The organism is Paenibacillus sp. FW104-T2 (assembly GCF_058789975.1).
In genome coordinates this window covers 244,689-268,559 of record NZ_JBYTCE010000004.1, presented here as the reverse complement: position 1 = coordinate 268,559, position 23,871 = coordinate 244,689, and the positions used below count along the sequence as shown (strand labels likewise).

The following is a 23,871-nucleotide window of genomic DNA, read 5'->3' as shown; positions in this document are numbered from 1 at the left end:
CTTTTTAAGCGAGACGTTCGGCGCGGTTTGCCCGCACCGGACGTCTTTTCGTTCATTACGAGGATTGTGACGAATCACATTCCAGATGGTATGAAAAAAGAGGTGCAAACAGTGAGCAGCCTGCATGTAAACAAAGCGCTAAATAATAATGTAATTATTGCACAGCATCCTGAACATGGAGAAGTCGTCGTCATCGGTAAAGGCATAGGCTTTAACCGGAAAACGGGTGACATCATTCCCTTGATGGCTGTGGAGAAGATGTTTATTTTGAAAAACCAGCAGGAGCAAGAGCAGTATAAACAGCTTCTTCCGCAAGTGGATGAGGCACTGATCGAGATTATTAACGAAGTCATTACGTATATTGCTGAGCGTACGGATGTTCCGCTTAACGAACATATTCATATTGCATTGACCGATCATATTTCCTTTGCACTTAAACGCAAAGAACAGGGCATTGTGATCCAAAATCCGTTTCTATATGAAACACGTGAGATCTACCCCGAAGAATATCGAATGGGAGATTATGCCGTTCGCCTGATTAAGGAAAAGCTCGGTGTCGATCTGGGTATGGATGAAATTGGTTTTATTGCACTCCATATCTACAGTGCCATGACTAATCAGAACATATCCCAAGTACGTGAGCATTCCCAGCTGATTACCGATCTGGTGGGAATCGTAACGGACCAATTGGATTATTCGTTTGAGACGGAGTCACTGGACTATTCGCGTTTGCTTACACATCTTCGCTTTGCACTAGAACGTGTGCGACGGGGGGATAAGGTGGAAGAGCTTCATAAGCTGGATTCCCTGCTCAAGTTGGAGTACCCTGAAATGTACTCGCTTGCATGGAAGTTGACCAAAGTGATGGAGAGAAGATTGAATCTGCCGGTTTATCCAGCAGAGGTTGGTTATCTGACCATCCATCTCCAACGGCTCAATCAAAGGAAAGAAGAAGAGGGAAAGTGAAATATTACCACGGCTGGAATTGCGTCCGAACAAATTTAGTGTAAAGGCTTGCACTGTTTTTGAAGTGATGCTACAATGGTGTCCGTAATCAAGCAACTGAATAAAAAACATAAGCGACGTGTTACTGACTCGATCAGGCATGAGTTTCTAGAGTGTGATTGTTCTTACCTTATACAGGGTATGCTATACCCGAAGGTTGGTACAGTTCACTTTATTAGCTTATGCCTTTTTTGTTTTCCCTTGCTTGCATCACGACATACAGACTTATACGAAAGGGTGAATACGACGCGATGTTTAAAAAGCTTTTTGGAGTCTTGCAAAGAGTAGGTAAAGCTCTTATGCTGCCTGTGGCCATTCTACCAGCGGCGGGCTTATTGCTCGGAATCGGTAATATGCTGGTGAATCCGGACTTTTTGCAATACGTAACGGCACTGGACACCCCTTGGGTGAACTCGATCGCGACGATCATGATGAACGCAGGTCAGATCGTATTTGACAATCTGGCATTGCTCTTTGCAGTAGGTGTAGCCGTTGGGCTGGCCGGAGGCGAAGGTGTGGCAGGACTTGCGGCCATCATCGGTTATCTGGTGATGAATGTCACTTTGGGTACAGCAGTTGGTGTAACGCCGGCAATGATCGGCGAAGTACCAGGCTATGCCAGCATTTTGGGTATTCCTACACTGAGTACAGGTGTGTTCGGAGGTATCATCATTGGTATAGCCGCAGCACTGTGTTACAATCGGTTCTTCAAAATCGAACTGCCGTCTTACCTTGGATTCTTTGCAGGTAAACGTTTTGTTCCGATTATCACATCGGTTGTTTCCCTCTTGCTCGGGTTACTGCTGGTGGTTATCTGGCCACCGATTCAAAGTGGACTGAATGCTGTATCTCATTTCATGGTAGATACGAGCCCGACGCTCTCGGCATTCATTTTCGGGGTTGTGGAACGGTCCCTTATTCCGTTTGGACTCCACCACATTTTCTACTCTCCATTCTGGTTTGAATTCGGTGAGTATGTGAACAAGGCTGGAGACGTCATTCGTGGGGACCAGCAGATCTTCTTCAACCAATTGCGTGATGGTGTAAACCTCACGGCGGGAACCTTCCAAGTAGGTAAATTCCCGTTCATGATGTTCGGTTTGCCGGCTGCGGCACTTGCGATGTACCATGAAGCAAGACCGGAGCACAAAAAGTATGTTGCAGGGATCATGGGTTCAGCTGCGCTGACCTCGTTCCTTACCGGGATTACAGAGCCACTTGAATTCTCCTTCCTGTTTGTGGCACCAGTCCTGTTTGCAGTACACTGTATCTTCGCAGGTTTGTCTTTCATGACAATGCAAATTCTGGGTGTCAAAATCGGGATGACGTTCTCTGGTGGATTCATTGACTTCCTGATTTTCGGGATTATCCCGAACCGCACACCATGGTGGGACGTTATTATCGTCGGTTTGATTCTTGCCGTGATCTACTACTTCGGATTCCGAATGATCATTCGTAAGTTCAACCTCAAAACACCAGGTCGCGAAGATGCAACACCTGAAACAAATTCGGGTGGAGGATCAGGCTCAACAGACGATCTGCCACACAATATTCTGGAAGCCTTCGGTGGACAGCAGAATATTAAACACCTGGATGCATGTATCACTCGTTTGCGGATTGAAGTAAATGAGAAATCCAATGTAAATAAAGATCGTTTGAAACAATTGGGTGCATCTGGCGTGCTTGAAGTGGGTAATAATGTACAGGCCATTTTCGGTACACGTTCAGATACAATCAAGTCCCAAATGCAGGATATCATTGCAGGACGCACTCCGGCACCAGCACCAGCTGCTGATGTTAAACCTGCTCCTGAAGAGGAGAAAGCAGCGGGAGCAGAAGGCGAACGCATTATTGCTGAAGATATCGTCATGCCGGTCAACGGTGAATTGATGGATATCACTAACGTCCCTGATCCGGTCTTTGCTGAGAAAATGACAGGTGACGGTTTCGCTGTGCTGCCGCATGATGGCAAAATTACTTCGCCAGTGTATGGTAAAGTGTTTAACGTATTCCCTAGCAAGCATGCTGTCGGCATTATGTCTGACGGAGGCAAGGAAGTACTGGTTCATATAGGTGTCAACACGGTGAAATTGAAAGGTCAAGGTTTCAACGTGCTTGTGCAGGAAGGTGATCTGGTATCGGCAGGTCAACCGATTATGGAAGTGGATCTGGAGTATGTGAAAGCTAACGCTCCATCCATTATCTCGCCAGTGATTTTCACCAACCTGCCAGAGGGCTCCACGGTGACCCTGAAGAAGAGTGGAGTACTGAAAATTGGCGATCAGCCAATCATTGAGATAAAATAAGAAGTGTTCCGACAATGGCAAGCAAGTGTAAAATATATGCAATGCCTAAATTAAACTACTTGAAAGTGAGATGATTGTAATGCAACAAACATTCAGAATTACAGACGAAGATGGTATCCACGCACGTCCGGCGACAGCCTTGGTTAATACAGCTAACAAATTCAAAGGTGCAGAATCCTTTGCAGAAGCTAACGGTAAAAAAGTAACCCTGAAATCCATCCTGGGCGTTCTGTCCCTTGGTCTGGAACAAGGCGACACCATCAGCATCATCGTTGAAGGCGAAGGCGAAGCTGAAGCTCTTCAAGCTCTGACTGACGTTATGGTTAACGAAGGGCTGGGCGAAATTAATGCTTAATGTTTCCGGGATCGCGGCTTCGGCGGGTATTGCTATCGCCAAGGCGTTTATCTTGGAGCATCCTGATTACTCTGTAGAAAAACGCCAAATCAACGACGTTGACGCAGAGATCGCGAAACTCGACTCAGCACTGGGCAAGTCCCAGTCTGAGCTTGAGGCGATCAAAGAGCGTACTTTACAAGAGCTTGGCGAGAAGAAAGCTGAAATCTTTGCTTCCCATTTGCTCATTCTGAATGACCCGGAACTGATTGATCCGGTAAAAGCAAAAATTGCTGATGAAAAAGTGAATGCAGAATTTGCACTCAACGAAACGGCATCGCAATTTATCTCCATGTTCGAAAACATGAAGAGTGCTTACCTGCAGGAACGTGCTGCAGATATGCGTGACGTAACCAAACGTGTGCTGAATCACTTGCTTGGTATCGACTTCATGAGTCCGGCTGAGATCAGCGAAGAAGTGATTGTGCTGGCGGAGGATCTGACGCCTTCCGATACAGCTCAATTGAACCGTCAATATGTTAAAGGCTTTGCAACCAACATTGGCGGACGTACTTCCCACTCTGCAATCATGGCTCGTTCTCTTGAAATTCCGGCTGTTGTGGGAACCAAAGACATTCTGGCTCAAGCCAAACAAGGCGATATGATTATCGTTGATGGCCTGGACGGTCATGTTCTGGTTAACCCAACAGATGAGGTCATTGCGGAGTATCGTTCCAAACAGGAACAATATGATGCACAACGTGCCGAGTGGCGAAAATTGCGTGACGAACCAACCGTAACGGTGGATAACGTTCATGTGGAACTGGCAGCCAACATTGGTACGCCGAACGACGTTACCGGTGTTCTGGAGAACGGTGGAGAGGCTGTAGGCCTGTATCGTACCGAGTTCTTGTACATGGGCAGAGACAAACTTCCTTCCGAGGATATTCAGTACAATGCTTACAAAGCCGTACTTGAAAAAATGGAAGGCAAACCTGTCGTTGTTCGTACACTCGATATCGGTGGAGACAAAGAGCTTCCATATCTGGATCTGCCAAAAGAAATGAATCCATTCCTTGGTTTCCGTGCAGTTCGTCTGTGTCTGGACCGTCTGGATATTTTCCGTACACAATTGCGTGCATTGCTGCGTGCAAGCGTACATGGCAACCTGCGTGTCATGTTCCCAATGATCGCAACACTGGGTGAATTCCGTGAAGCGAAAGCGGTCCTGCTCGAAGAGAAGGAAAAGCTGGTCGCTGAAGGGATTGCTGTTTCTGACAGCATTCAACTGGGTATCATGGTCGAAATTCCTTCGACTGCGGTTCTAGCGGATCAATTTGCCAAAGAGGTTGATTTCTTCAGTATCGGAACGAACGATCTGATTCAATACACCATGGCAGCTGACCGTATGAACGAGCGTGTATCCTATCTGTACCAACCATACAACCCTGCTATTCTGCGTCTGGTGAAAATGGTCATCGATGCAGCACATCGCGAAGGTAAATGGGTTGGTATGTGTGGAGAGATGGCGGGAGACGAAACAGCAATTCCATTGCTGCTTGGTCTCGGACTGGATGAGTTCAGCATGAGCGCAACATCCATCCTGCCAGCTCGTAGCCAGATCACCAAGCTGTCCCGTGCGGACATGCAGGAACTGGCTGCCAAAGCTCTGGACATGCAAACTGCTGAGCAAGTGGTCGAATTGGTTCAAAGCATCAAAGCGTAATTTTGCGAGGGTTTTCCTCCAGATTTTAAGGTCTTTTCTTTTTCCGATGAATGGGCTGCAGGAATGCAGCGATATTGCCGGTATCTGCGAACAGCGGATGCCGGCTTTTTTTGCGGGCTAATGTGGGATCATAAGGAATAAAGAAAGAGAGCGTTCGCGCGTAGGAGGCAGCGACATCAGCAAATAAAAAAACGGCTTTAGCTGACGTTAAAACATCAGCTGGAGCCGTTTAGTTGAATGGCTGGGTATTAACTGCACGCGCAGTTCAATACAGGTTTACGTGCTGCTGTGGTCTCATCCAGACGGGTAACCGGAGTCCCATAAGGTGCATTGAGTACCAGTTCAGGTGTCTCTTCTGCTTCCTTGGCAATACGAATCATCGTATCGATAAAGCCATCCAGCGTTTCTTTGCTCTCTGTTTCCGTTGGTTCAATCATGATACATTCCTCTACGTTGAGCGGGAAGTAGACGGTTGGCGGATGATACCCGAAATCAAGCAGTCGTTTGGCTACATCCAATGTTCTTACACCATATTGCTTCAGGCCCCGGCCAGACATGACAAATTCATGTTTACATACGCCTGGGTACGGAATTTCGTAATAAGGTGCAAGACGTGCCATCATATAGTTTGCATTGAGTACGGCACATTCGGATACCCGGCGCAAGCCTTCAGGTCCGTACGTACGAATGTAGGCATAGGCGCGTACCAAGATACCGAAGTTGCCGTAATACGCTTTGACTCGACCAATCGATTGATCTCCTTCCCGATCCAGGGCATATTGTCCCTGTTCGTTCTTGATCACCATCGGTTTTGGCAGGAACGGAATCAGACGATTTTTTACGCCGACGGGTCCCGCACCAGGACCACCTCCGCCATGCGGAGTACTCATCGTTTTGTGCAAGTTCAAATGCACGACATCAAAGCCCATGTCCCCAGGACGGGTAATACCCATAATGGCATTGGAGTTGGCTCCGTCATAATAGAGAAGGCCACCAGCTTCATGCACGATGGAGGCAATCTCCTGAATGTCCTTTTCAAACAATCCCAGGGTATTTGGGTTGGTCAGCATCAAGGCTGCGGTATCGGAACCTACGGCCGCACGCAGTGCATCCAGATCGACCAGACCGTCCGCACGGGATGGAATGGTTACCGTCTCAAAGCCAGCCACGGTTGCACTTGCCGGGTTGGTGCCGTGTGAAGAATCCGGGACAATGACTTTGGTCCGCTGTTCACCACGACCTTCGTGATAGGCACGAATCATCATGAGGCCGGTCCATTCACCGTGGGCACCAGCAGCTGGTTGCAGGGTCACCGCGTCCATGCCAGTCAGACCTGCAAGGTCGTTTTGCAATGTATACAGAAGTTCAAGTGCACCTTGAATACTGGATTCAGGCTGATACGGATGGATTTTGGCGAATCCATTGTAGCGAGCTACATCCTCGTTAATCTTCGGATTATACTTCATCGTACAAGATCCGAGTGGATAGAATCCGTTATCTACCCCGAAGTTCCGGCGGGAAAGGGCAGTATAGTGACGAATGACATCTACTTCAAATACCTCAGGCAGTGCGGCTGCTTCCGAACGCAGCATTTCCCGGGGAATCAAGCTCGTGGGATCTTGACGCGGAACATCGCATTCAGGCAGGGAGTAAGCGACACGACCCGGGCTGCTCAGTTCAAAGATCAGTGATTGCTCTGGAGCAGACGATGCTGCCTGTGTCATTTGTTGCGTGCTGGTTTCGGCTTGGGAAGGAGCTGCCGTTTCCGGCTGTCCTTGGATGGTTGTCATTTCCTGAGTCACAGCGATCCCTCCAATACACGTGCGAATTCGTCAATCTCTTCCTTACTGCGCCGTTCCGTAACAGCGACCAGCATATGCCCCGCAAGCTCCGGGTAATCCCGTCCAAGTTCATATCCACCGATGAAACCGGCATCCAGCAGCTTCAACTGAAGGGCATCGACGTCTGTCCCTTCGGGCAGCTGGATGACAAACTCATTGAATGTGGGGGCTTTAAAGGTCAGGCTGACTCCAGGAATTGCTGTCAGTGCTTGAAGAGCATAATGACTCTTTTGCAAATTCAGGTCAGCCACATCCATCATGCCCTGTCTTCCCATAGTAGACATATACACCGAAGCGCTTAGGGCAAGCAATGCCTGGTTGGAGCAAATATTGGATGTCGCCTTTTCGCGGCGGATATGCTGTTCACGTGCTTGGAGCGTCAGTACAAAACCGCGTTTGCCGTTGCGATCCGTTGTCTGGCCAACGATTCGGCCCGGAATCCGGCGCATATGAGCCTGGGATACAGCGAAATATCCACATGTCGGACCACCGAGCGAAGCGGAGATGCCAAGGGGCTGTGCATCACCGACAACGATGTCGGCACCCAGCTTGCCTGGAGCTTCGAGCATACCAAGCGCCAGCGGGTTTGCGCTGACCACGAGCAGACCCTTGTGCGCATGCGCGAGGTCTGCAGCCTGTTTTACATTTTCCACGGCACCGAAGAAGTTCGGACTCTGGATCATGACAGCTGCGGTATCATCCGATACGGCGGCTTGAAGGGCATCCCAATCGGTCACCCCGTCCTGATAACCAATCTCGACAATCTCCAAATTCAGACCATGGGCGTAAGCCTTCAACACTTGACGGGCTTCAGGATGAACGGTACGGGAGACGATTAGCTGTTTGCGACGAGTTGCCGCTGCGGCCAGATTCCCTGCTTCTGCAAATGCGGTCGCGCCATCATACATGCTCGCATTGGCTACAGCCATGCCAGTCAGTTCACAGATATACGATTGAAATTCGAAGATCGCCTGGAGCTCGCCCTGACTGATTTCGGGCTGATATGGCGTATAGGCGGTATAGAACTCGGAACGGGAAATGACGTGATTAATCACGGAAGGGATATGATGATCATATATGCCTGCGCCCAGGAAACTGGCATGTGTCTCAAAATTGGCATTGGCGCCAGCCTGCTTCGACATGTGGCGTGTCAGTGCGTATTCATCCAGTTTGGAGGAGACAGGCAGCTCGCCTTGATAACGAATCTCCTGCGGGATGTCCTGGAACAGATCTTCAATCGTGTCCACACCGATGGTTGCGAGCATGGCGCTCTGATCCTGTTCAGTCATGGGAATATAGCGGTGCTTGCTCATGCTTGATCAGCTCCTTGGGTAGGTGTCTTTGACGTACGTGTCCGTTTATGAAAAGGGGTCTTCACAACTTCGGCTTTCAGCTTTTTGCCACGAATCTCAATCTCGAGCGGGGTGCCGAGTGCAGCATATTGGCTGTTAATTAGGGCGAGCCCCAGATTGCGCTTCAGCGTAGGGGACTGTGTACCGGTTGTTACTTCCCCGATCTGCACGCCTTCCGCGTAGATGGGATAGTGGGGACGTGGAATCCCGCGTTCCAGTACTTCAATGCCGACCAGTTTGCGGGCAGGTCCATCATTTTTTTGCTGCAATAGTGCTTCGTGCCCGATAAAAGGTCCGGCATTCAGCTTCACAAACATGCCAACGCCTGCTTCCAGCGGTGAAATGGTCGGCGATAATTCCTGTCCATAGAGGGGCAGCTTCGCTTCGAATCGAAGTGTATCCCGTGCACCAAGTCCAGCCGGAACCAGACCGTAATCAGCGCCCGCCTCCATCAATCCGTTCCAGACCGCAGCGGCCTGATCTGCCTGTACGTATAGTTCGAAGCCGTCTTCTCCGGTATAACCGGTGCGGGACAGCAGCAGTTTTACACCACAGACCTCAGCATGCTGTACAAAACGAAAAGGCTCGATTATGGATACGTCAGTATCTGTAACTTTTCCGATGATGTCTGCAGCAAGCGGGCCCTGTAGAGCCAGTAGAGCTGTTTCTGCGGAGTCGTTCGTCATGCTCACCCCAGGAACCATGTGCTCTTGCAGCCAGGCCCAGTCCTTGTCAATATTAGAGGCATTCACGACGAGCATATAATGCTGATCTTCCAGCTTGTATACGAGCAGATCGTCCACTACGCCACCGTCCGGGTAACACATTAACGTGTATTGTGCCTGGCCAGGAACCAGTGCGGTCACGTCGTTGGTCGTCAGTTTCTGCAAAAATGCTTCGGCCTGCTCACCCTGCACCGTGAATTCACCCATGTGGGATACATCGAACAGCCCAGCCCGTTCGCGCACCGCTTCATGTTCCTTCTGAATCCCGCTGAATTGCACCGGAAGCTCCCAGCCTCCAAAATCGATGCACCGTACACCTTCATATTGCTGATAAAGTGGATAGAGTGGAGTTCTAAGCAAATCGGACATCAAATCACCTCGTTATGGCCGCTACCGGGCCGAGTGTATAACATGAATGATTCTTTTCTTGGATAAGTATGGTTAAGGCTACTGATGACAGCGCCGGCTCGATCCTGACTTTCGTTTTTTTGGGAAAAAGGAAAAGGACAGGCCAAAGAACCGGCATGCCAGAAGCACGCTGTATTCTTAGGCTCTGTCCTTGGTACCTGAGAGTTACCCCGCCAATAGGTTGCAGCAGGTTTCCCCTTGGGTGATCATAACGCCCATATCGGGCGAATAGATGCTCTCCAGAGTTGCGTCCCGTAAAAGTCCTTTTGCCTGAGAGATTCACCTCCCGCTTGTCGGGTGGCTTACTCCTTCGGCGTTACCGCATGCATCCCAGAGTTGGGCGTCACGGGTAATCTCTCCCTTTACATTCATCCGCGGGTGATGCACACAACGATTAACATTTACTCTCTCATTAAAACGTGAATCCCCTATCGATGTCAAGAACGATATCACAGAAATCAATAAAAAACCGAATAATATTTATAAATCCTAATTTATTGTTCGTGTATATAAAAAGAGTGCGCTTACTATTCTAATATTACCCATTATATGTAGAGTGAGGGTGTTTGCGTTACAGGCGTAATCATCAAAAATCAAATAATTTGTGAGGTATCTTGACATTTCAATCAAAAATATCTTACGCTATGTTCTGGGAAAAAGGGTTGGCCGAAGGACGCATGCACTCATTAATGAAAAGCGAGGCGGATATCGATGAGCGAATTGAAAAGTGATTTCCTGTACAGTGAAGAGCACGAGTGGGTGCAAACCGTAGGGGAGGATACTGTACGGATCGGCATTACCGAGTTCGCGCAGCATCAGCTGGGTGACATTGTGTTTGTGGAATTGCCTGACCTTGAATCGGATGTAAAAGCGGAAGACAGCATTGGTACGATTGAATCCGTGAAGACGGTTTCGGATTTGTTTTCTCCGGTAAGTGGTTCGATTATTGCTGTGAATGAAGCACTGCAGGATGCACCTGAACTCGTCAACAGTTCGCCTTACGAAGAAGGCTGGATGATTGAGATTCGTGTTGAAGGTGATTTGACAACAGCGTTGTCTAAACTGATGAATGCTGATGCATATCGTAAGCACATCGAGGAGTAGAATGTATTTGCACTAAATAACCTTTATTAATCCATGATTTTTTCATACATTGGACGGTCGTGCACGTCTTCAGAGCCTGTGTGAGCCTTGGTGCTCATGCAGGCTTTTTCGTGTTCCCAAGGACAGGCTTGTTGCCATATGAGACACTTGAACAGGATGGAATAAGGCTGAATCGCACATGCTATATTATTGAATTTAGTACCGTAAATGATATAAGTCACATACGAAAAAAGCCAAGTATATCAATGGTTAGAGCCCTCTCATCATCATAAAAACGATTACATAAACACAATGTTGTCATCAATGATCATGACGAAAGTACGCTTTCATTTCGTTGAACCGGAGACCAATCTGGCTTAGGATAACAGCAGGGGAGAAATGATACCCTTTTCATAAATGATAACTACTTGATCCGAGGAGGATAATACAATGAGTAACTTGGACCAAACGTCCAATTCCAAAGGCGGTCTCCGGGTAGGCGTTCAGCGTTTTGGCCGATTCCTAAGCGGCATGGTTATGCCGAATATGGGTGCATTTATTGCATGGGGATTAATTACGGCCATGTTTATCAAAACAGGCTGGTTCCCTAACGAAACGATTGCAACGTTAGTAGATCCGATGATCAAATATTTGCTGCCACTGCTTATCGGTTACACTGGAGGTACGATGGTGCATGGCCAGCGTGGTGGTGTCATTGGTGCCATCATGACTATAGGGGTTATCGTCGGCAGTGACATTCCGATGTTCCTGGGTGCCATGATTGCCGGACCACTGGCTGCATGGATCATCAAAAAGTTCGATAAAGCCGTTGAAGGCAAGATCAAAGCAGGGTTCGAGATGTTGGTTAATAACTTCTCCGCCGGTATTATCGGTGGTATCCTGGCGATCATTGCACTGCTGGGTATCGGACCTGCTGTAGAAGGAATTAGCACCGTATTATCGGCTGGTGTACAGGGGCTGATGAATCTGGGATTGCTCCCACTCGTCAACCTGATCATTGAACCAGGGAAGGTATTGTTCCTGAACAATGCAATCAACCACGGCATTCTAACACCGATTGCAACAGATCAAGCGAGAGAATTGGGTCAATCCGTATTATACATGCTTGAATCAAACCCGGGTCCCGGACTTGGTATCCTGCTGGCGTACTGCTTCTTCGGTCGTGGAACAGCAAGATCTTCCGCACCGGGTGCGGTTATCATCCACTTCTTCGGGGGAATTCATGAAATTTATTTCCCTTACATTCTGATGAAACCGATTCTGATTCTTGCGGCAATCGCAGGCGGCGTGGCAGGTACAGCAACCTTCATGCTCACCGGAGCAGGACTGGTTTCAGCACCTTCACCGGGTAGTATCATTGCATATTCCCTGTTAACGCCAAAAGGTGGATATCTGCCGATGCTCGCCGGGGTGGCTGTGGCCGCGATCGTATCCTTCCTGGTTGCAGCACTGCTGCTGAAAACAGGTAAGCAAAAAGAAGAAGATCTGGAGTCTGCAGCGAATCGCATGAAAGACATGAAGAGTCAAGGCAATACAGCGAATGCTGCTATTACAGCAGATAATCGTGAAGCAGACAGAGCCGCGGATTTGGCTTCTTCAACTGTGAAAGCAAAAACGGATGTGAAGAAAATCGTCTTCTCCTGTGATGCAGGTATGGGTTCAAGTGCCATGGGGGCTTCCATTCTCCGCAAGAAGATGAAAGCTGAAGGGATTGACGTTGCGGTAACCAACACGGCAATCAGTGATATTCCGCAGGACGCTGACGTTGTTATTACGCAGAAGACATTGACGGACCGTGCACGCAGCGTGGCACCGAACGCAGAACATATATCCATCGATAACTTCCTAAAAAGCCCGGAATACGATGCACTCGTTGAACGCCTGAAATAACAGGTTGCGATCGTTTTCCCTGAGCCGGAGGCTTGAGATATGAGTATTACGAAAAGACAGCGTGAAATTGTGGAGTTCCTGTTGGAACATCCACAGGAAGTAACCGCCGGCGACATTGCAATTGCGGTCAAAGTCAGTACACGAACCGTCCATAGGGAGCTTCAGATGATTGAGAAGTGGCTTGAACCCTTTGGCATGAAATTGGAAAAAAAATCAGGAACCGGGGTCCGCATAGACCCTGGTTCCGATGATTTGGCTTCACTGCGTGAGCAGCTGGAGCTGAACGAATATGTGGAGTTTACGCCCGAAGAGCGTAAACTCTTCATGCTTTGCATTTTGCTGGATGAGGCGGAGCCTGTAAAACTGCTGGCGCTTGCATCGGATCTGAGAGTAACGGTCTCGACCGTTAGCAATGATCTGGATGAACTGGAACCCCGGATTCGTCAAGCGGGCCTGAAGCTGGTTCGCAGGCGAGGATACGGAGTGAAGATCAATGGCAGTGAAACGGCCTACCGCGCAGCAATCGCAGGACTTGCGCTTGAATATCTGGATGAATCTGATCTGTTCGGAAGGCAACCTGACCAGGGGATTTCCAAGGTGAACCAGAAGCTGCTGGGCATGATTGGCCATCGTGATGTACTGACGGTCGAGAATGCGTTGTGGCAGCCGGATATTGACTGGCTCGAAAATATTCCGGAGCGACAGTATACCAAATTGCTTATTCAGCTGTCCGTTGCGCTGGTGCGCATTCGCAAGGGGTTTACCGTCGGTCGCATTCCTTCTTCGGATAAAAAAGCGGTTTACCCTTCTACGGGAGATCAGAGCGTGCCTGAATACATGGCTGCGAGATTATGCAGCGTGCTTTCCGATCAGCTTGGCATCTCATTTGCCAAGGAAGAACAGAGCTATCTGCACAAATTATTAATTGAAACCGAGCAGCTTATTCACTCCACACGCTTACTGCCTGTTGACGATCTGGTATTGCTGGACATGGTTCGTTCCCTGATGGATCAGATGCAGGGGAGAACGGGCTATGCATTCCAGGAGGATCGTCTTCTGCGAGAAGGGCTGATTGCCCATATGCAGCCGGTGATGGAGCGGATTGGAGGCAGGCAAAGCATACGTAACCCACTGCTTCAGCAGATTCGCAAGGATTACGATTCGTTGTTCGGGGATGTGAAGAACGCGGTGCATGACGCATGGCCGGATACGGACGTGCCGGATGAGGAAATTGGATTCCTGGTCATGCATTTTGGCGCTTCCATCGAGCGATTGCGTGTGCTGAAGCGCGAGATTCGGGCCATTATCGTGTGCACAAGCGGAATTGGCTCATCCCGTATGCTTTCCAGCCGGTTGTCCAAGGAAATTCCGGAGATTCGGATTGTGGACAGTGCATCATGGTATGAGGCTGCACGGTTCCCCGAAGAGGACTATGATCTCATTTTATCGACAGTTGATCTGCCGATGGAACCGCATCAGTATTACAAGGTGAGTCCGTTGTTAACGGCAGAAGAAAGTGAACGTTTGCGTCTGTACATTCAAAATACGACGCTGCAGCGGGTACAAGTTAAGTATGGAGAGAGTAAAGCAAGTGCAAAGGCACCTGACCGCCATGCTGATCCGGCGGGGCTTGATGCCACACTCATTGAAATCGTTAGAATCACGGGCAAGTTTCAGGTGTTTCCACTGGATAACCGCAAGATGGGCTTTTATGAAACGGCTTTTGCCATGTGCAAGGTGCTGCAGGAAGCCGGGGTGCTGAAGGACCCGGAAGAAATCGCCAGGCTGCTTGAAGCTCGGGAAAAGGTGGGCAGCCAGAAAATTCCGGATACATCACTCGCGCTGTTTCATACCCGCAGTGATGGCATTTATAGGCCGTCCATCAGTCTGTTTCAATTATCAGAGCCGCTGCTAGTAACGACGGAGGACCCGGTTGGCGTCAGCCATATCCTTCTGATGGTTGGACCGAGGGAATTATCCCGGGAGAGCCTGGAGGTGCTAAGCGAGATCAGTGCATTGTTACTGCAGGATGAGATGATTACACTGCTGGAAAAGGGAATCCGGGATGATCTTATTCATTATTTGTCCCGTGAATTGGTTGGATTTTATCGAAGTAAAACCGAAATTGGAGGTTAATAAACATGAGCATACTTACAACAGACAAAGTGGTTATGAACGCAACGGCACAGGATAAATATGAGGCTATTCGCATGGCTGGACAGATTCTGAAAGACGCAGGACATATTACTGCCGATTATATCGACAAGATGCTTGAGCGTGAGGAGATCGTATCGACTTATGTAGGCAATGGACTTGCCATTCCACACGGAACGAAAGAATCCAAATCGTTCATTCTGTCCACAGGCATTTCGGTGATTCAGTTCCCGCAAGGTGTAGATTTTGGGGATGAAAAAGCCTACATGGTGATCGGTATCGCCGCTCAGGGCGGTGAGCACATGGAGATTCTGACCAGCATTGCGGTCATCTGTGCGGAAGATGAGAACATGGAAGCACTTCGTTATGCCAAAACGGCGGAGGAAATCATTACCATTCTCGAAAGTGAAATGGAACTATGAGAGCCCTTCATTTTGGAGCAGGTAATATCGGACGCGGGTTCATCGGATTAATCCTGTCACGGGCAGGATATAATGTCATCTTCTCGGATGTGAACCAGGAGTTGGTTAAGGCATTACAGGAGCGTGGACAGTATACGGTCGAATTGGCCAACGAAACAAAAGATATGGAAACGGTCAAAGGGGTAGGTGCCATTGATGGAACGCAGCTGGAGACGGTTGCCCGGAACGTTGCAGAGGCAGATCTCGTTACGACCGCAGTCGGAGTGGGCATCCTGAAACATATTGCACCAGGCATTGCCAAGGGGCTTGAGGCAAGATTAAATTCAGGTTCGGTGCAGAAACCCCTTCACATCATTGCATGTGAGAATGCCATTGGAGCCAGCACACAGCTGAAAGAGCATGTGTATGCTCTGTTGGAAGAACCCGTTAAGGCTCTTGCTGATCAATATGTGTATTTCCCTGACTCCGCAGTAGACCGGATTGTTCCAATCCAGCATCACGAAGACTCGCTGCATGTTCAGGTTGAACCTTTTTATGAGTGGGTTGTGGACCGTTCACAGATGGCGCCTGCATTCCTTCCGATTGAAGGTGTACTCTATGTGGATGACCTTGAGCCTTATATCGAGCGGAAGCTGTTTACCGTCAATACGGGACATTGCTGCGCTGCATATCTCGGTTACGTGAACGGGTATGATACGATTCAGAAGGCGATTGCAGACGACAAAGTGAAATCCCTCGTCTACGGTGCACTGCAGGAAACGGGTGAGGTACTTGTGAAACGGTTTGGTTTCGACCCCGAAGATCATCAGAAGTATATAAATAAAATATTGGAGCGGTTTGTAAATCCGCATCTCACCGATGAAGTCACCCGGGTAGGTCGTTCGCCGCTGCGGAAGCTGTCGCCCAACGACCGTCTGGTTCGTCCAGCGCTACAGGCACATGACTATGGAATGGGCACGACGAACCTGGCAAGAGGCATGGCGGCAGCCTGCAAATTCGATGTACAGGATGATCCGGAGGCAGCAGAGCTTCAGGATATGATCAAACAAAAGGGCATTGCTGCAGCACTTAGTCACTACACAGCCATGGATGAGCAGCACCCTGTTCTCAAGCAGGCTGTAGAACATTATCATCAAATGTAAGAAACAACTTATATATGATTGCGTGCCGTGTTATGGTATTATGACACCCAATCGCAAAACAAGAGCCTCACAGGAGTTAACTGTGAGGCTCTTGTTTGTGTTCAGCCTGATCTGTATACGATTCCAGACATCGCTGACAGATGCACGATTTACGCCGCTGCTCTGCCGGAATGCGGTCAAACACACCTTCGGGAAACTCGGCATGGTTACACCAGCATTCCGAATGGGGACGGCCAGCCGCATAGGAGCAGCCATTGGCCTCCCCGCACAGTGGGCATAAGAGCACATTGGTCCCTGTCTTCTTGGTCTGTGAATTGGAACTTCCGCTCATGGCACGCCTACTTTCTCCATATCGTCATATTTCATAGTATAACAGGGCTGGCCCTATTCTTCAGGTGGCAATTCAATCGTTAGCCCTTCGACATGTTTACGTCCCATTAATTTGCGCTTCTTCCGATTCTCCTTCGTCTCCAGCACAATATCCAAATCATAGTCATCGCCTGGATACAGCTCATCTGCAGATATATGAAGTGTGAGGCGTTTCTTGTGAATTTTGACTTTCCTCCCGCGCAGCATTACCCCGATATTTCCACGGCTGTCTTCCACGTCACAGACGATTCCTGACTGGTTCAAATAGGCTGCGTATACACGATCCCCTTTTCGAAATTTTTTCGCTGGGGGAACCGACTTCGTATCTTCTACCTTCTGGGATTGTTTTCCAGATTTAGTCGCTGCCGGGGAATGTACTTTCTTCTCCGCCCTCTGTGCAGCTGCGGAGTTCGGAAATGGCTCAAGGACAGAACTCTCAGTTGGTATTGGTTTCACTATCGGCATGATGGAGCTCATGCTGTTGATAGGACTTTTCGATATGCCTTGGTCCGATATGGACTGGGAACGATCAATAATGCGCTGTGGCATTCCCAGCTTCAAGGCGATGGAATATGCGTAACTTTCCCCTGCTTCACCGATACGCAAACGGTAAAGGGGCTGCAGCGTAGCCGTATCGAATTCCATCCGTGCATTTTCAAATCCTGGTGCGGCAGCAGCAAAATGCTTGATTTCCCCAAAGTGAGTGGTAGCCACTACGGTTGCTCCGCGGCTGTGCAGTTCCTCCAGCATGGCGATGGAAAGACCGACCCCTTCTCCCGGGTCTGTTCCGGAGGCCATCTCATCAATCAGCACAAGGGTAGATGCATCAGCCTGCTCCAGAATGCCGATCATGTTGCGGATATGAGCTGAAAAGGTGCTGAGTGCCTGCTCCAAACTTTGTCCGTCTCCGATATCGACAGCCACTTCATGATATACGGCCATCTCGCCGCCTTCACCCACAGGAACGAGCAGACCGGACTGCATCATCAGGGTGAGCAACCCCAATGTTTTGAGCGCTACCGTTTTGCCGCCTGTATTCGGCCCTGTAATGATAAGTGAGGAATAATCCCTTCCGATGGCAAAATCAAGCGGAATCATGGAGGTGCCCATCAGAGGATGGCGCGCCTGCTGAAGCGTAATTCGGCCCGATGTATTTACCTGGACCGTACGTCCATCCATGGTTGCCGCGTATTTCGCTTTGGCAAACAGGAAATCAAGGACACCTACCGTCTCGGTATTCAGCGCAATCTCGCGATTATAAGATTCTGCGAGCGACGTTAAATCACCCAGGATTTTCATTTCTTCTCTGGATTCCTCGGCTTGCAGTGAAGCGAGTTCCATCTGCAGTCCCACCAGTTCCGCGGGTTCAATATATACGGTTTGCCCGCTCCCTGATTCATCTAAGACACTGCCTTTCACCTGCTTGCGGAATTCTTTCTTGATGGGTAATACTGTTCTTCCACCGCGCTGGCTGATTACGTTCTCCTGCATAATGGACCGGTGCTTGCTCACGAGAGAATCCAGCTTGCGCTTCATTCGTTCCTCGTTCACGGTCATCTTTTTCCGGATACGTGTCAGTTCCTTGCTCGCCTGATCCTGAATTCGGCCGCTGTAAATGCAGCGTTCGATCTCGCTTAACAGGGATTCCATCCGCATCATGGATGCAGCATACCGGCTTACCGTAGGAGCTGCTTCGGATTTGCCCTCCATGTATTTCATTAATTGTGCACAGCTTCGCAGAAACTGCGCAAGTTGAGTGAAGTCCCGTTCACTAAACAGATAACCGGTACCGAGCAGATCCATAATGGTCTCCATACCGTCAAGCGAAGGGATGGGAACACTGGCCCCGTAACGGATGAGAGCAGAGGCTTCTTCTGTTTCAGCTAGGCGTATCTGGATCAGCCCTGGGTCCACCATGGGTTTCATTTCTTTCGCGTAACGTTTGCCCAGATAAGAAAGAGCGCAGGAAGCGACGTTATTTTGAATTTGATGATAGCCCAGTGTATTCATTGTGTTTTCATTCATGCTTGATCTCTCCTTGGATTTTGAATTTGTAACTTGGGTTGTAACTCAGAATCTATTCCTGAAAACGTAAAAAGGGCGGAGAATGAACAAACGTCATTCTCCGCCCTGCATGTAGGGGAAAGCAGAGTCCATAATAGGTCTATACAAAAAAATCCACGCTGAACACAGCGCGGAAATAGACCCGGACAAGTACAATCCCGGAGGCGATTTATGATATCCGCTGTTCTTAACTAAGTACAGGGTTATGGCGCATCAAGAAATACACGTATGCCATAAGGCACAAGCGCACATGAAAGGCCAAACTCCTGAATATGAAACTTGATTAGTTAAGAACGCTCACCGACATCAAAATCTCTCCTTCGAATTGAGGAATATGTCTACAATATAAACTGGAAATGGCCCCAAAGTCAATCTTAAGAATAAATAGTGGACTTGAATAAGATTGGGTTTTAAAATAACAATAGTAAATTAATCCAATGAAAGCGATATTATACAGATGGATATGCATTCCATCAGGCATTCAAATAGGCAGATTCTATACAAAGGAGGATGCTCACATTGCCTAAATATTTGCTGCGTTTGCTCTGTTTTACCATGATTCTCGGAGCCCTTCCAGTCATCGTCATCGGTTCCGTCTCCTATTCGATCGCTTCGCGTGACATTGAACAAAAAGTACGTGAGAGCAATCTGCAGATTTTGCATCAAACCCAAATGCGGGTAGAACAGGTTTTACGCAGCCTGCAATTGTCATCCATCCAGTATGTGAATTCTCCCTTGGTGCTGCAAGCCATGAAGAAGCCGCTGGACAGCTCCGAGTTTCAGGAAATACGTGATCTTACGTCTGGATTCAACAATCTGCAAGCGGTTACAAATATAGATCAGGCCTATCTGGTTAACCTGGATCAAGACTGGGTGGTCTCCATGAGGTCCTTTGGAAAGTTGGATGATTTCAGTATCCGGGACCGTATTGGCTCCTATCTCACCTATGCGAACAGTCTGTTCTGGGTGACCCAGAATAAAAATTCATCCACAGAAAGCGTACTGGCTTCAGCAGGGGTATCCGAGGGTTCACAGGAACAGATGCCCACACTCATTTCATCGGATGATGTCGTCAGCATGGTATTTAAAATTCCTATGGTACCGACGAATGTTAGTCCAAAGGGATTTCTCGTGATTGATATCGCTGATGCGGAGATTAGCACGTTTCTGAGCCAAAATCCGAACACCGGGGATATGTATGTACTGGACCGGGATCAGAACTTTTTTCTGAACGAGAATGGGCAAGAGGAGAAATATGCTGCCTTGAATGAGGAAATTCAGGCTAAGGTGGAAACGAGCAATCAGGCAGAGGGCTTCTTTAACGCTGAGGTGGAAGGAAACCCGGTGGCTGTAAGCTACAGGAAATCGCCACTTAATGGGTGGCTGTATGTATCTGTGGTATCTATTGGACAAATCACCGCCCAATCGCAGAAAATTGCAGTTGTTACCGGAGTGGCTACACTGGTCATGCTATGTGTAACCGGGTTGTTCGCGATATACGGAAGCCGGCGGATGTATTCGCCCATTTCCAGGCTGCTGCAGTTTACGAAAGGGCTGGATTCTCCGGCCTTGCAGACAGGCCGTCGTCAGGATGAATTCATTTATATTGAGGAGCGTTTATCCACACTGTTCAGCTCGGAAAAAACGCTGCGGGAGCAGATGAAGGGACAGCATGTTCATCTGGAGGAATTTTTCATGACCAAACTGCTGACCGGAAAAATCTCGGAAGAGGATTTCAGATATCAGGGCGAACGTTATGATTTCCCGTCAGACTGGTCGAGTCTTGGTGTGCTTACACTTCAGATTGATACACTCGAAGGAACAAGGTACGGAGAACAGGACAGGGATCTGCTGCTGTTTGCCGTTAACAATATGGTTGGAGAGCTTCTGCCTGCGGAATTGCGCTTCACCCCGGTTATGATAGATGATGCACAAGTGACGGTTCTAGCTTCAAAGCTGAATGATGAGCTGCAGCTCAAGGAATGGATGCACACCCAGGCGGAATGGATCAGGGAACGCGTAGTCACCTATCTCAATTTGCCTGTAAGTATCGGCATAAGCCGTTCCTATTTTGCCATCGGAGATACACCTAGGGCGTATCAGGAGAGCCGGGAGGCGCTGCAGGGCAGGGTGAGCCTGGGAAGCCGTATCATTTTGCATTATGAAGATATCCAGCCGCGAGGCCAGACCGAGGCAGCCTTATATACACAGCTCAGAATGATTGAGGATCAGCTGGCCTCTGCCTTGAAACAAGGCGATGAAGAGAAAACCGATATGTATTTTTCACAGTATCTGGGGCTGCTCGCTGACAAGAAACTGCATTTTAGTGAATATCCCGTCATTATGGTTCAGCTTCTATCTCGTGTGTACCAGCTTGTGCAGGAACAGGGAGGGGATGTGGCCGAAGTGCTTGGTGAGAAGGCATCCATGGCTCAGCTGCTGAAGCTCTCCACCCTTGATGAAATGACGAACTGGTTCCGTAAACGGTTATTTGTACCCGTCATTCGTTTCTGGCGGGAGCAGGAAGAATCGCAGTATATGAACATTGCCCGGCGGATGATCCGATTAATCGAGGAACGCTATGACCGTGAACTGTCATTGGAAGCCTGTGCGGAAGAGCTGAATTTCCATCCTGTTTATTTAAGCCGGGTATTCAAGAAGGAAGCCGGCGTGAATTTCACTGAATATCTGGCAGAGTATCGAATGGAAAAAGCCAAGACCTGGCTTCAGACCACCAACCTCAAAATATCGGAAATTGCCGAGAAACTAAATTACACCAACCCCACTGCGTTTATCCGAACGTTTCGTAAAATTACGGGAACAACTCCCGGCAAGTATCGGGAACAGCAGCGGTAAAACAAAGCCTGCTCTGCCTGCCATGGCGGGCAGGCTTTTTTATGTTTGTACACCCTGCTGGCCACGCTCCATCGTCCCGGGTTAAGACAGGATTATAGAGGTTAAAACGAGTGCATCCGCGCCTGATATTCCAACGGGGGAAGGGTCGTAAACCCTTGCCTGGCAAGGAAAAACAAGAAGCTAAAACCGGACGATAGCCAGTGATCCGTTTATCCTCCACAATGAAGGCATGAGTTCAGGAATTGAACTTTTGTAATCGTTTCCAATGTGGGGAGGAAAACACTATGAAAGCCGAAACGACGGCTCGGACACGGCCCGCTGCCCGCAGTGACAAAAACCTGCTGTGGAGGGACGTTATCAAAAACCGGTGGCTCTACATCATGTTGATACCGGGAGTGCTTTACTTTGTTATTTTCAAATATATACCCATGTATGGCATTACGATGGCTTTTCAGGATTACACACCGTACAAAGGAATTTTGGGGAGTGACTGGGTAGGACTCAAGCATTTTCAGCGTTTCTTCGGGGAACCGCAGTTCTGGACCCTGTTCCGGAACACGTTTTTGCTGGCGATCTATAATCTGGTCTTCTTCTTCCCCCTGCCCATCGTGCTGGCACTGATGCTGAACGAAGTGCGCCGTGAGCGATTCAAGCGTTTTGTACAGACGCTGGTCTATGTTCCGCACTTTGTATCATGGGTTGTGGTCGTTGGGGTGTTCTATATGCTGTTTACTACGGAGGGCGGCGCCATCAACGAATTGCTGTACAGTCTGACGGGGCAAAAGATTGCGTTCCTGCTGGAGCCAGGCTGGTTCCGTTCCATGATTGTCGGACAATCCATCTGGAAAGAGGTGGGCTGGGGCACGATTATTTTCCTCGCGGCACTTTCCGGTGTAGACACGCAGCTCTATGAAGCTGCGCGGATTGATGGAGCCAACCGCTGGCGCCAGACTTGGCATATTACGCTGCCTGCCATCCGCAGTACGATCGTGATTTTGCTCATTCTTCGTCTGGGCAACTTCCTGGATACAGGATTTGAACAGATCTTCCTGATGCTGACGCCAACCAACCGGGATGTGGGTGAGGTATTTGATACCTATGTATACACCAAAGGTCTGACGCAAGCACAGTACAGCTACAGCGCTGCTGTCGGTTTGTTCAAGTCGGTTGTTGGGCTTGCGCTTGTACTGGGTGCCAACAAGCTGGCCAAAAAATTCGGGGAGGAAGGCGTCTACTAACATGAGCAAGCAGACGTCTTCACCAGACAGGAGTGAACATTAAGATGCAACAGGATAAAACGTGGGGCAACCGAATCTTCGATATCGTCAATCATGGTTTGCTGCTGTTGATCGGAATTGTGACCGTCATTCCGTTTATCTACATTCTGGCTGTTTCGTTTACCAGCCCGCATGAGGTGGCGAAGGGAGGATTCATCCTTTTTCCCAAAGAATTCTCCCTGGCGGCCTATCGCTACATTTTCTCGACAGATACACTGATTCGCAGTCTCGGAGTCTCGATCTACATTACTGTGGTCGGTACATTGATTAACTTGTTATTCACGTCACTGATGGCGTATCCGCTATCCAGAAGATATCTGCGAGGACGGCAGCCGATTCTGCTAGGCGTACTGTTCACCATGCTGTTCAGCGGAGGCATGATTCCCACCTATTTCGTGGTTAAATCGCTGCATCTGACCGATACGTTATGGTCCCTGATGCTGCCTACCGCCATCAGTGCATTCAACCTGATCGTACTCAAGAACTTTTTCCAGGCCATTCCGGATGAACTGGAGGATGCTGCCAAAATCGACGGCTGTAATGATGTCGGCGTTCTGTTCCGTATTGTACTGCCTTTGTCGATGCCGGCGATGGCCACGTTCTCCCTGTTCTATGCAGTCGCTCACTGGAACAGCTTCTTCAACGCCGTCATCTACATCAATGACAGCGAGAAGTGGCCGGTTCAAGTATGGCTTCGTGAGATTGTCATTCTGGCTCAGAGCCGGATTGGTGACACGAGTATTGAGGAGACGGAGATTCAGCCGCTGACCATTCGCATGGCTGTCATTGTATTCTCAACGATTCCGATCATGCTTGTGTACCCATTCCTGCAAAAGCATTTTGCTAAGGGAGTGATGCTGGGGTCTGTGAAAGGATGAGATTGGTGATTGAATGGA

General features: G+C 48.9%; 17 protein-coding genes and 2 riboswitches. Of the genes, 12 read left to right on the top strand and 5 right to left on the bottom strand.

What is annotated here, in order from left to right:
• Window positions 1–111: 111 nt before the first annotated feature.
• The 4 genes from glcT (at window position 112) to ptsP (ending at window position 5,371) form a co-directional block, all read left to right on the top strand.
• Window positions 112–966, top strand: coding sequence for a glucose PTS transporter transcription antiterminator GlcT (glcT, locus tag AC3WQ3_RS07505; protein ID WP_127538661.1), 855 nt, complete (start codon window positions 112–114; stop codon window positions 964–966).
• A 290-nt stretch (window positions 967–1,256) separates the two neighbouring features.
• A complete protein-coding gene (gene ptsG / locus AC3WQ3_RS07500) occupies window positions 1,257–3,311 on the top strand; it encodes a glucose-specific PTS transporter subunit IIBC (RefSeq protein WP_336780297.1) in 2,055 nt (684 codons plus the stop codon).
• A 79-nt stretch (window positions 3,312–3,390) separates the two neighbouring features.
• Window positions 3,391–3,666: an HPr family phosphocarrier protein gene (locus AC3WQ3_RS07495; protein ID WP_036617010.1), complete on the top strand. Its 276-nt coding sequence runs from the start codon at window positions 3,391–3,393 to the stop codon at window positions 3,664–3,666.
• Complete coding sequence (gene ptsP / locus AC3WQ3_RS07490) at window positions 3,659–5,371, top strand: phosphoenolpyruvate--protein phosphotransferase (RefSeq protein ID WP_095289546.1); 1,713 nt, start codon at window positions 3,659–3,661, stop codon at window positions 5,369–5,371. The genes AC3WQ3_RS07495 and ptsP overlap by 8 nt, the downstream gene beginning before the upstream one ends.
• Window positions 5,372–5,619: 248 nt before the next feature.
• Here the strand turns inward: ptsP and gcvPB are convergent, their stop codons facing one another.
• From gcvPB to gcvT, 3 genes are all read right to left on the bottom strand, one after another.
• Entirely contained in the window at window positions 5,620–7,095 is a 1,476-nt protein-coding gene (gene gcvPB, locus AC3WQ3_RS07485; RefSeq protein WP_492471926.1) for an aminomethyl-transferring glycine dehydrogenase subunit GcvPB, read from the bottom strand.
• A 74-nt stretch (window positions 7,096–7,169) separates the two neighbouring features.
• Window positions 7,170–8,525 carry an aminomethyl-transferring glycine dehydrogenase subunit GcvPA gene (gene gcvPA / locus AC3WQ3_RS07480; RefSeq protein ID WP_492471893.1) on the bottom strand — a complete coding sequence of 452 codons (1,356 nt, stop codon included), beginning with the start codon at window positions 8,523–8,525 and terminating at the stop codon, window positions 7,170–7,172.
• A complete protein-coding gene (gcvT, locus tag AC3WQ3_RS07475) occupies window positions 8,522–9,658 on the bottom strand; it encodes a glycine cleavage system aminomethyltransferase GcvT (protein ID WP_492471892.1) in 1,137 nt (378 codons plus the stop codon). The genes gcvPA and gcvT overlap by 4 nt, the downstream gene beginning before the upstream one ends.
• Before the next feature lie 182 nt (window positions 9,659–9,840).
• Window positions 9,841–9,942, bottom strand: a riboswitch (glycine riboswitch).
• A 3-nt stretch (window positions 9,943–9,945) separates the two neighbouring features.
• A riboswitch (glycine riboswitch) is annotated at window positions 9,946–10,069 on the bottom strand.
• A gap of 339 nt (window positions 10,070–10,408) precedes the next feature.
• Between gcvT and gcvH the strand changes: the two genes are divergently transcribed.
• From gcvH to AC3WQ3_RS07450, 5 genes are all read left to right on the top strand, one after another.
• Window positions 10,409–10,801: a glycine cleavage system protein GcvH gene (gene gcvH, locus AC3WQ3_RS07470; RefSeq protein WP_336780300.1), complete on the top strand. Its 393-nt coding sequence runs from the start codon at window positions 10,409–10,411 to the stop codon at window positions 10,799–10,801.
• A gap of 429 nt (window positions 10,802–11,230) precedes the next feature.
• Entirely contained in the window at window positions 11,231–12,691 is a 1,461-nt protein-coding gene (locus AC3WQ3_RS07465; protein ID WP_336780301.1) for a PTS mannitol transporter subunit IIBC, read from the top strand.
• Between the two features lie 39 nt (window positions 12,692–12,730).
• Window positions 12,731–14,827: a BglG family transcription antiterminator gene (locus AC3WQ3_RS07460; RefSeq protein ID WP_492471891.1), complete on the top strand. Its 2,097-nt coding sequence runs from the start codon at window positions 12,731–12,733 to the stop codon at window positions 14,825–14,827.
• A 5-nt stretch (window positions 14,828–14,832) separates the two neighbouring features.
• The gene (locus AC3WQ3_RS07455; protein ID WP_095359756.1) at window positions 14,833–15,267 is read left to right on the top strand and encodes a PTS mannitol transporter subunit IIA; all 435 of its coding nucleotides are present in this window, start codon (window positions 14,833–14,835) and stop codon (window positions 15,265–15,267) included.
• The gene (locus AC3WQ3_RS07450; RefSeq protein ID WP_336780303.1) at window positions 15,264–16,409 is read left to right on the top strand and encodes a mannitol-1-phosphate 5-dehydrogenase; all 1,146 of its coding nucleotides are present in this window, start codon (window positions 15,264–15,266) and stop codon (window positions 16,407–16,409) included. The genes AC3WQ3_RS07455 and AC3WQ3_RS07450 overlap by 4 nt, the downstream gene beginning before the upstream one ends.
• Window positions 16,410–16,485: 76 nt before the next feature.
• Here AC3WQ3_RS07450 and AC3WQ3_RS07445 read toward each other — a convergent pair whose 3' ends face one another.
• Together AC3WQ3_RS07445 and AC3WQ3_RS07440 are read right to left on the bottom strand one after the other, a co-directional pair.
• The gene (locus AC3WQ3_RS07445; RefSeq protein WP_193724658.1) at window positions 16,486–16,740 is read right to left on the bottom strand and encodes a cysteine-rich CWC family protein; all 255 of its coding nucleotides are present in this window, start codon (window positions 16,738–16,740) and stop codon (window positions 16,486–16,488) included.
• Window positions 16,741–16,793: 53 nt separating this feature from the next.
• The gene (locus AC3WQ3_RS07440; RefSeq protein WP_492471890.1) at window positions 16,794–18,803 is read right to left on the bottom strand and encodes an endonuclease MutS2; all 2,010 of its coding nucleotides are present in this window, start codon (window positions 18,801–18,803) and stop codon (window positions 16,794–16,796) included.
• 558 nt (window positions 18,804–19,361) lie between these two features.
• Between AC3WQ3_RS07440 and AC3WQ3_RS07435 the strand changes: the two genes are divergently transcribed.
• The 3 genes from AC3WQ3_RS07435 to AC3WQ3_RS07425 all read left to right on the top strand — a co-directional run bounded on the left by AC3WQ3_RS07435 (window position 19,362) and on the right by AC3WQ3_RS07425 (window position 23,853).
• Window positions 19,362–21,698 (top strand): helix-turn-helix domain-containing protein, encoded by a 2,337-nt coding sequence (locus tag AC3WQ3_RS07435; protein WP_492471889.1) that lies wholly within the window; start codon window positions 19,362–19,364, stop codon window positions 21,696–21,698.
• 284 nt (window positions 21,699–21,982) lie between these two features.
• Complete coding sequence (locus AC3WQ3_RS07430) at window positions 21,983–22,936, top strand: ABC transporter permease (RefSeq protein ID WP_095289557.1); 954 nt, start codon at window positions 21,983–21,985, stop codon at window positions 22,934–22,936.
• A gap of 44 nt (window positions 22,937–22,980) precedes the next feature.
• Window positions 22,981–23,853: a carbohydrate ABC transporter permease gene (locus AC3WQ3_RS07425; protein ID WP_095289558.1), complete on the top strand. Its 873-nt coding sequence runs from the start codon at window positions 22,981–22,983 to the stop codon at window positions 23,851–23,853.
• Window positions 23,854–23,871 lie beyond the last annotated feature (18 nt).

Bases quoted from the DNA above. Each gene is read 5' to 3' on its own strand.
- ptsG (WP_336780297.1), top strand. From the start codon at position 1,257: ATGTTTAAAAAGCTTTTTGGAGTCTTGCAAAGAGTAGGTAAAGCTCTT.
- AC3WQ3_RS07495 (WP_036617010.1), top strand. From the start codon at position 3,391: ATGCAACAAACATTCAGAATTACAGACGAAGATGGTATCCACGCACGT.
- ptsP (WP_095289546.1), top strand. From the start codon at position 3,659: ATGCTTAATGTTTCCGGGATCGCGGCTTCGGCGGGTATTGCTATCGCC.
- gcvPB (WP_492471926.1), bottom strand. From the start codon at position 7,095: ATGACACAGGCAGCATCGTCTGCTCCAGAGCAATCACTGATCTTTGAA.
- gcvPA (WP_492471893.1), bottom strand. From the start codon at position 8,525: ATGAGCAAGCACCGCTATATTCCCATGACTGAACAGGATCAGAGCGCC.
- gcvT (WP_492471892.1), bottom strand. From the start codon at position 9,658: ATGTCCGATTTGCTTAGAACTCCACTCTATCCACTTTATCAGCAATAT.
- gcvH (WP_336780300.1), top strand. From the start codon at position 10,409: ATGAGCGAATTGAAAAGTGATTTCCTGTACAGTGAAGAGCACGAGTGG.
- AC3WQ3_RS07465 (WP_336780301.1), top strand. From the start codon at position 11,231: ATGAGTAACTTGGACCAAACGTCCAATTCCAAAGGCGGTCTCCGGGTA.
- AC3WQ3_RS07460 (WP_492471891.1), top strand. From the start codon at position 12,731: ATGAGTATTACGAAAAGACAGCGTGAAATTGTGGAGTTCCTGTTGGAA.
- AC3WQ3_RS07455 (WP_095359756.1), top strand. From the start codon at position 14,833: ATGAGCATACTTACAACAGACAAAGTGGTTATGAACGCAACGGCACAG.
- AC3WQ3_RS07450 (WP_336780303.1), top strand. From the start codon at position 15,264: ATGAGAGCCCTTCATTTTGGAGCAGGTAATATCGGACGCGGGTTCATC.
- AC3WQ3_RS07445 (WP_193724658.1), bottom strand. From the start codon at position 16,740: ATGAGCGGAAGTTCCAATTCACAGACCAAGAAGACAGGGACCAATGTG.
- AC3WQ3_RS07440 (WP_492471890.1), bottom strand. From the start codon at position 18,803: ATGAATGAAAACACAATGAATACACTGGGCTATCATCAAATTCAAAAT.
- AC3WQ3_RS07430 (WP_095289557.1), top strand. From the start codon at position 21,983: ATGAAAGCCGAAACGACGGCTCGGACACGGCCCGCTGCCCGCAGTGAC.
- AC3WQ3_RS07425 (WP_095289558.1), top strand. From the start codon at position 22,981: ATGCAACAGGATAAAACGTGGGGCAACCGAATCTTCGATATCGTCAAT.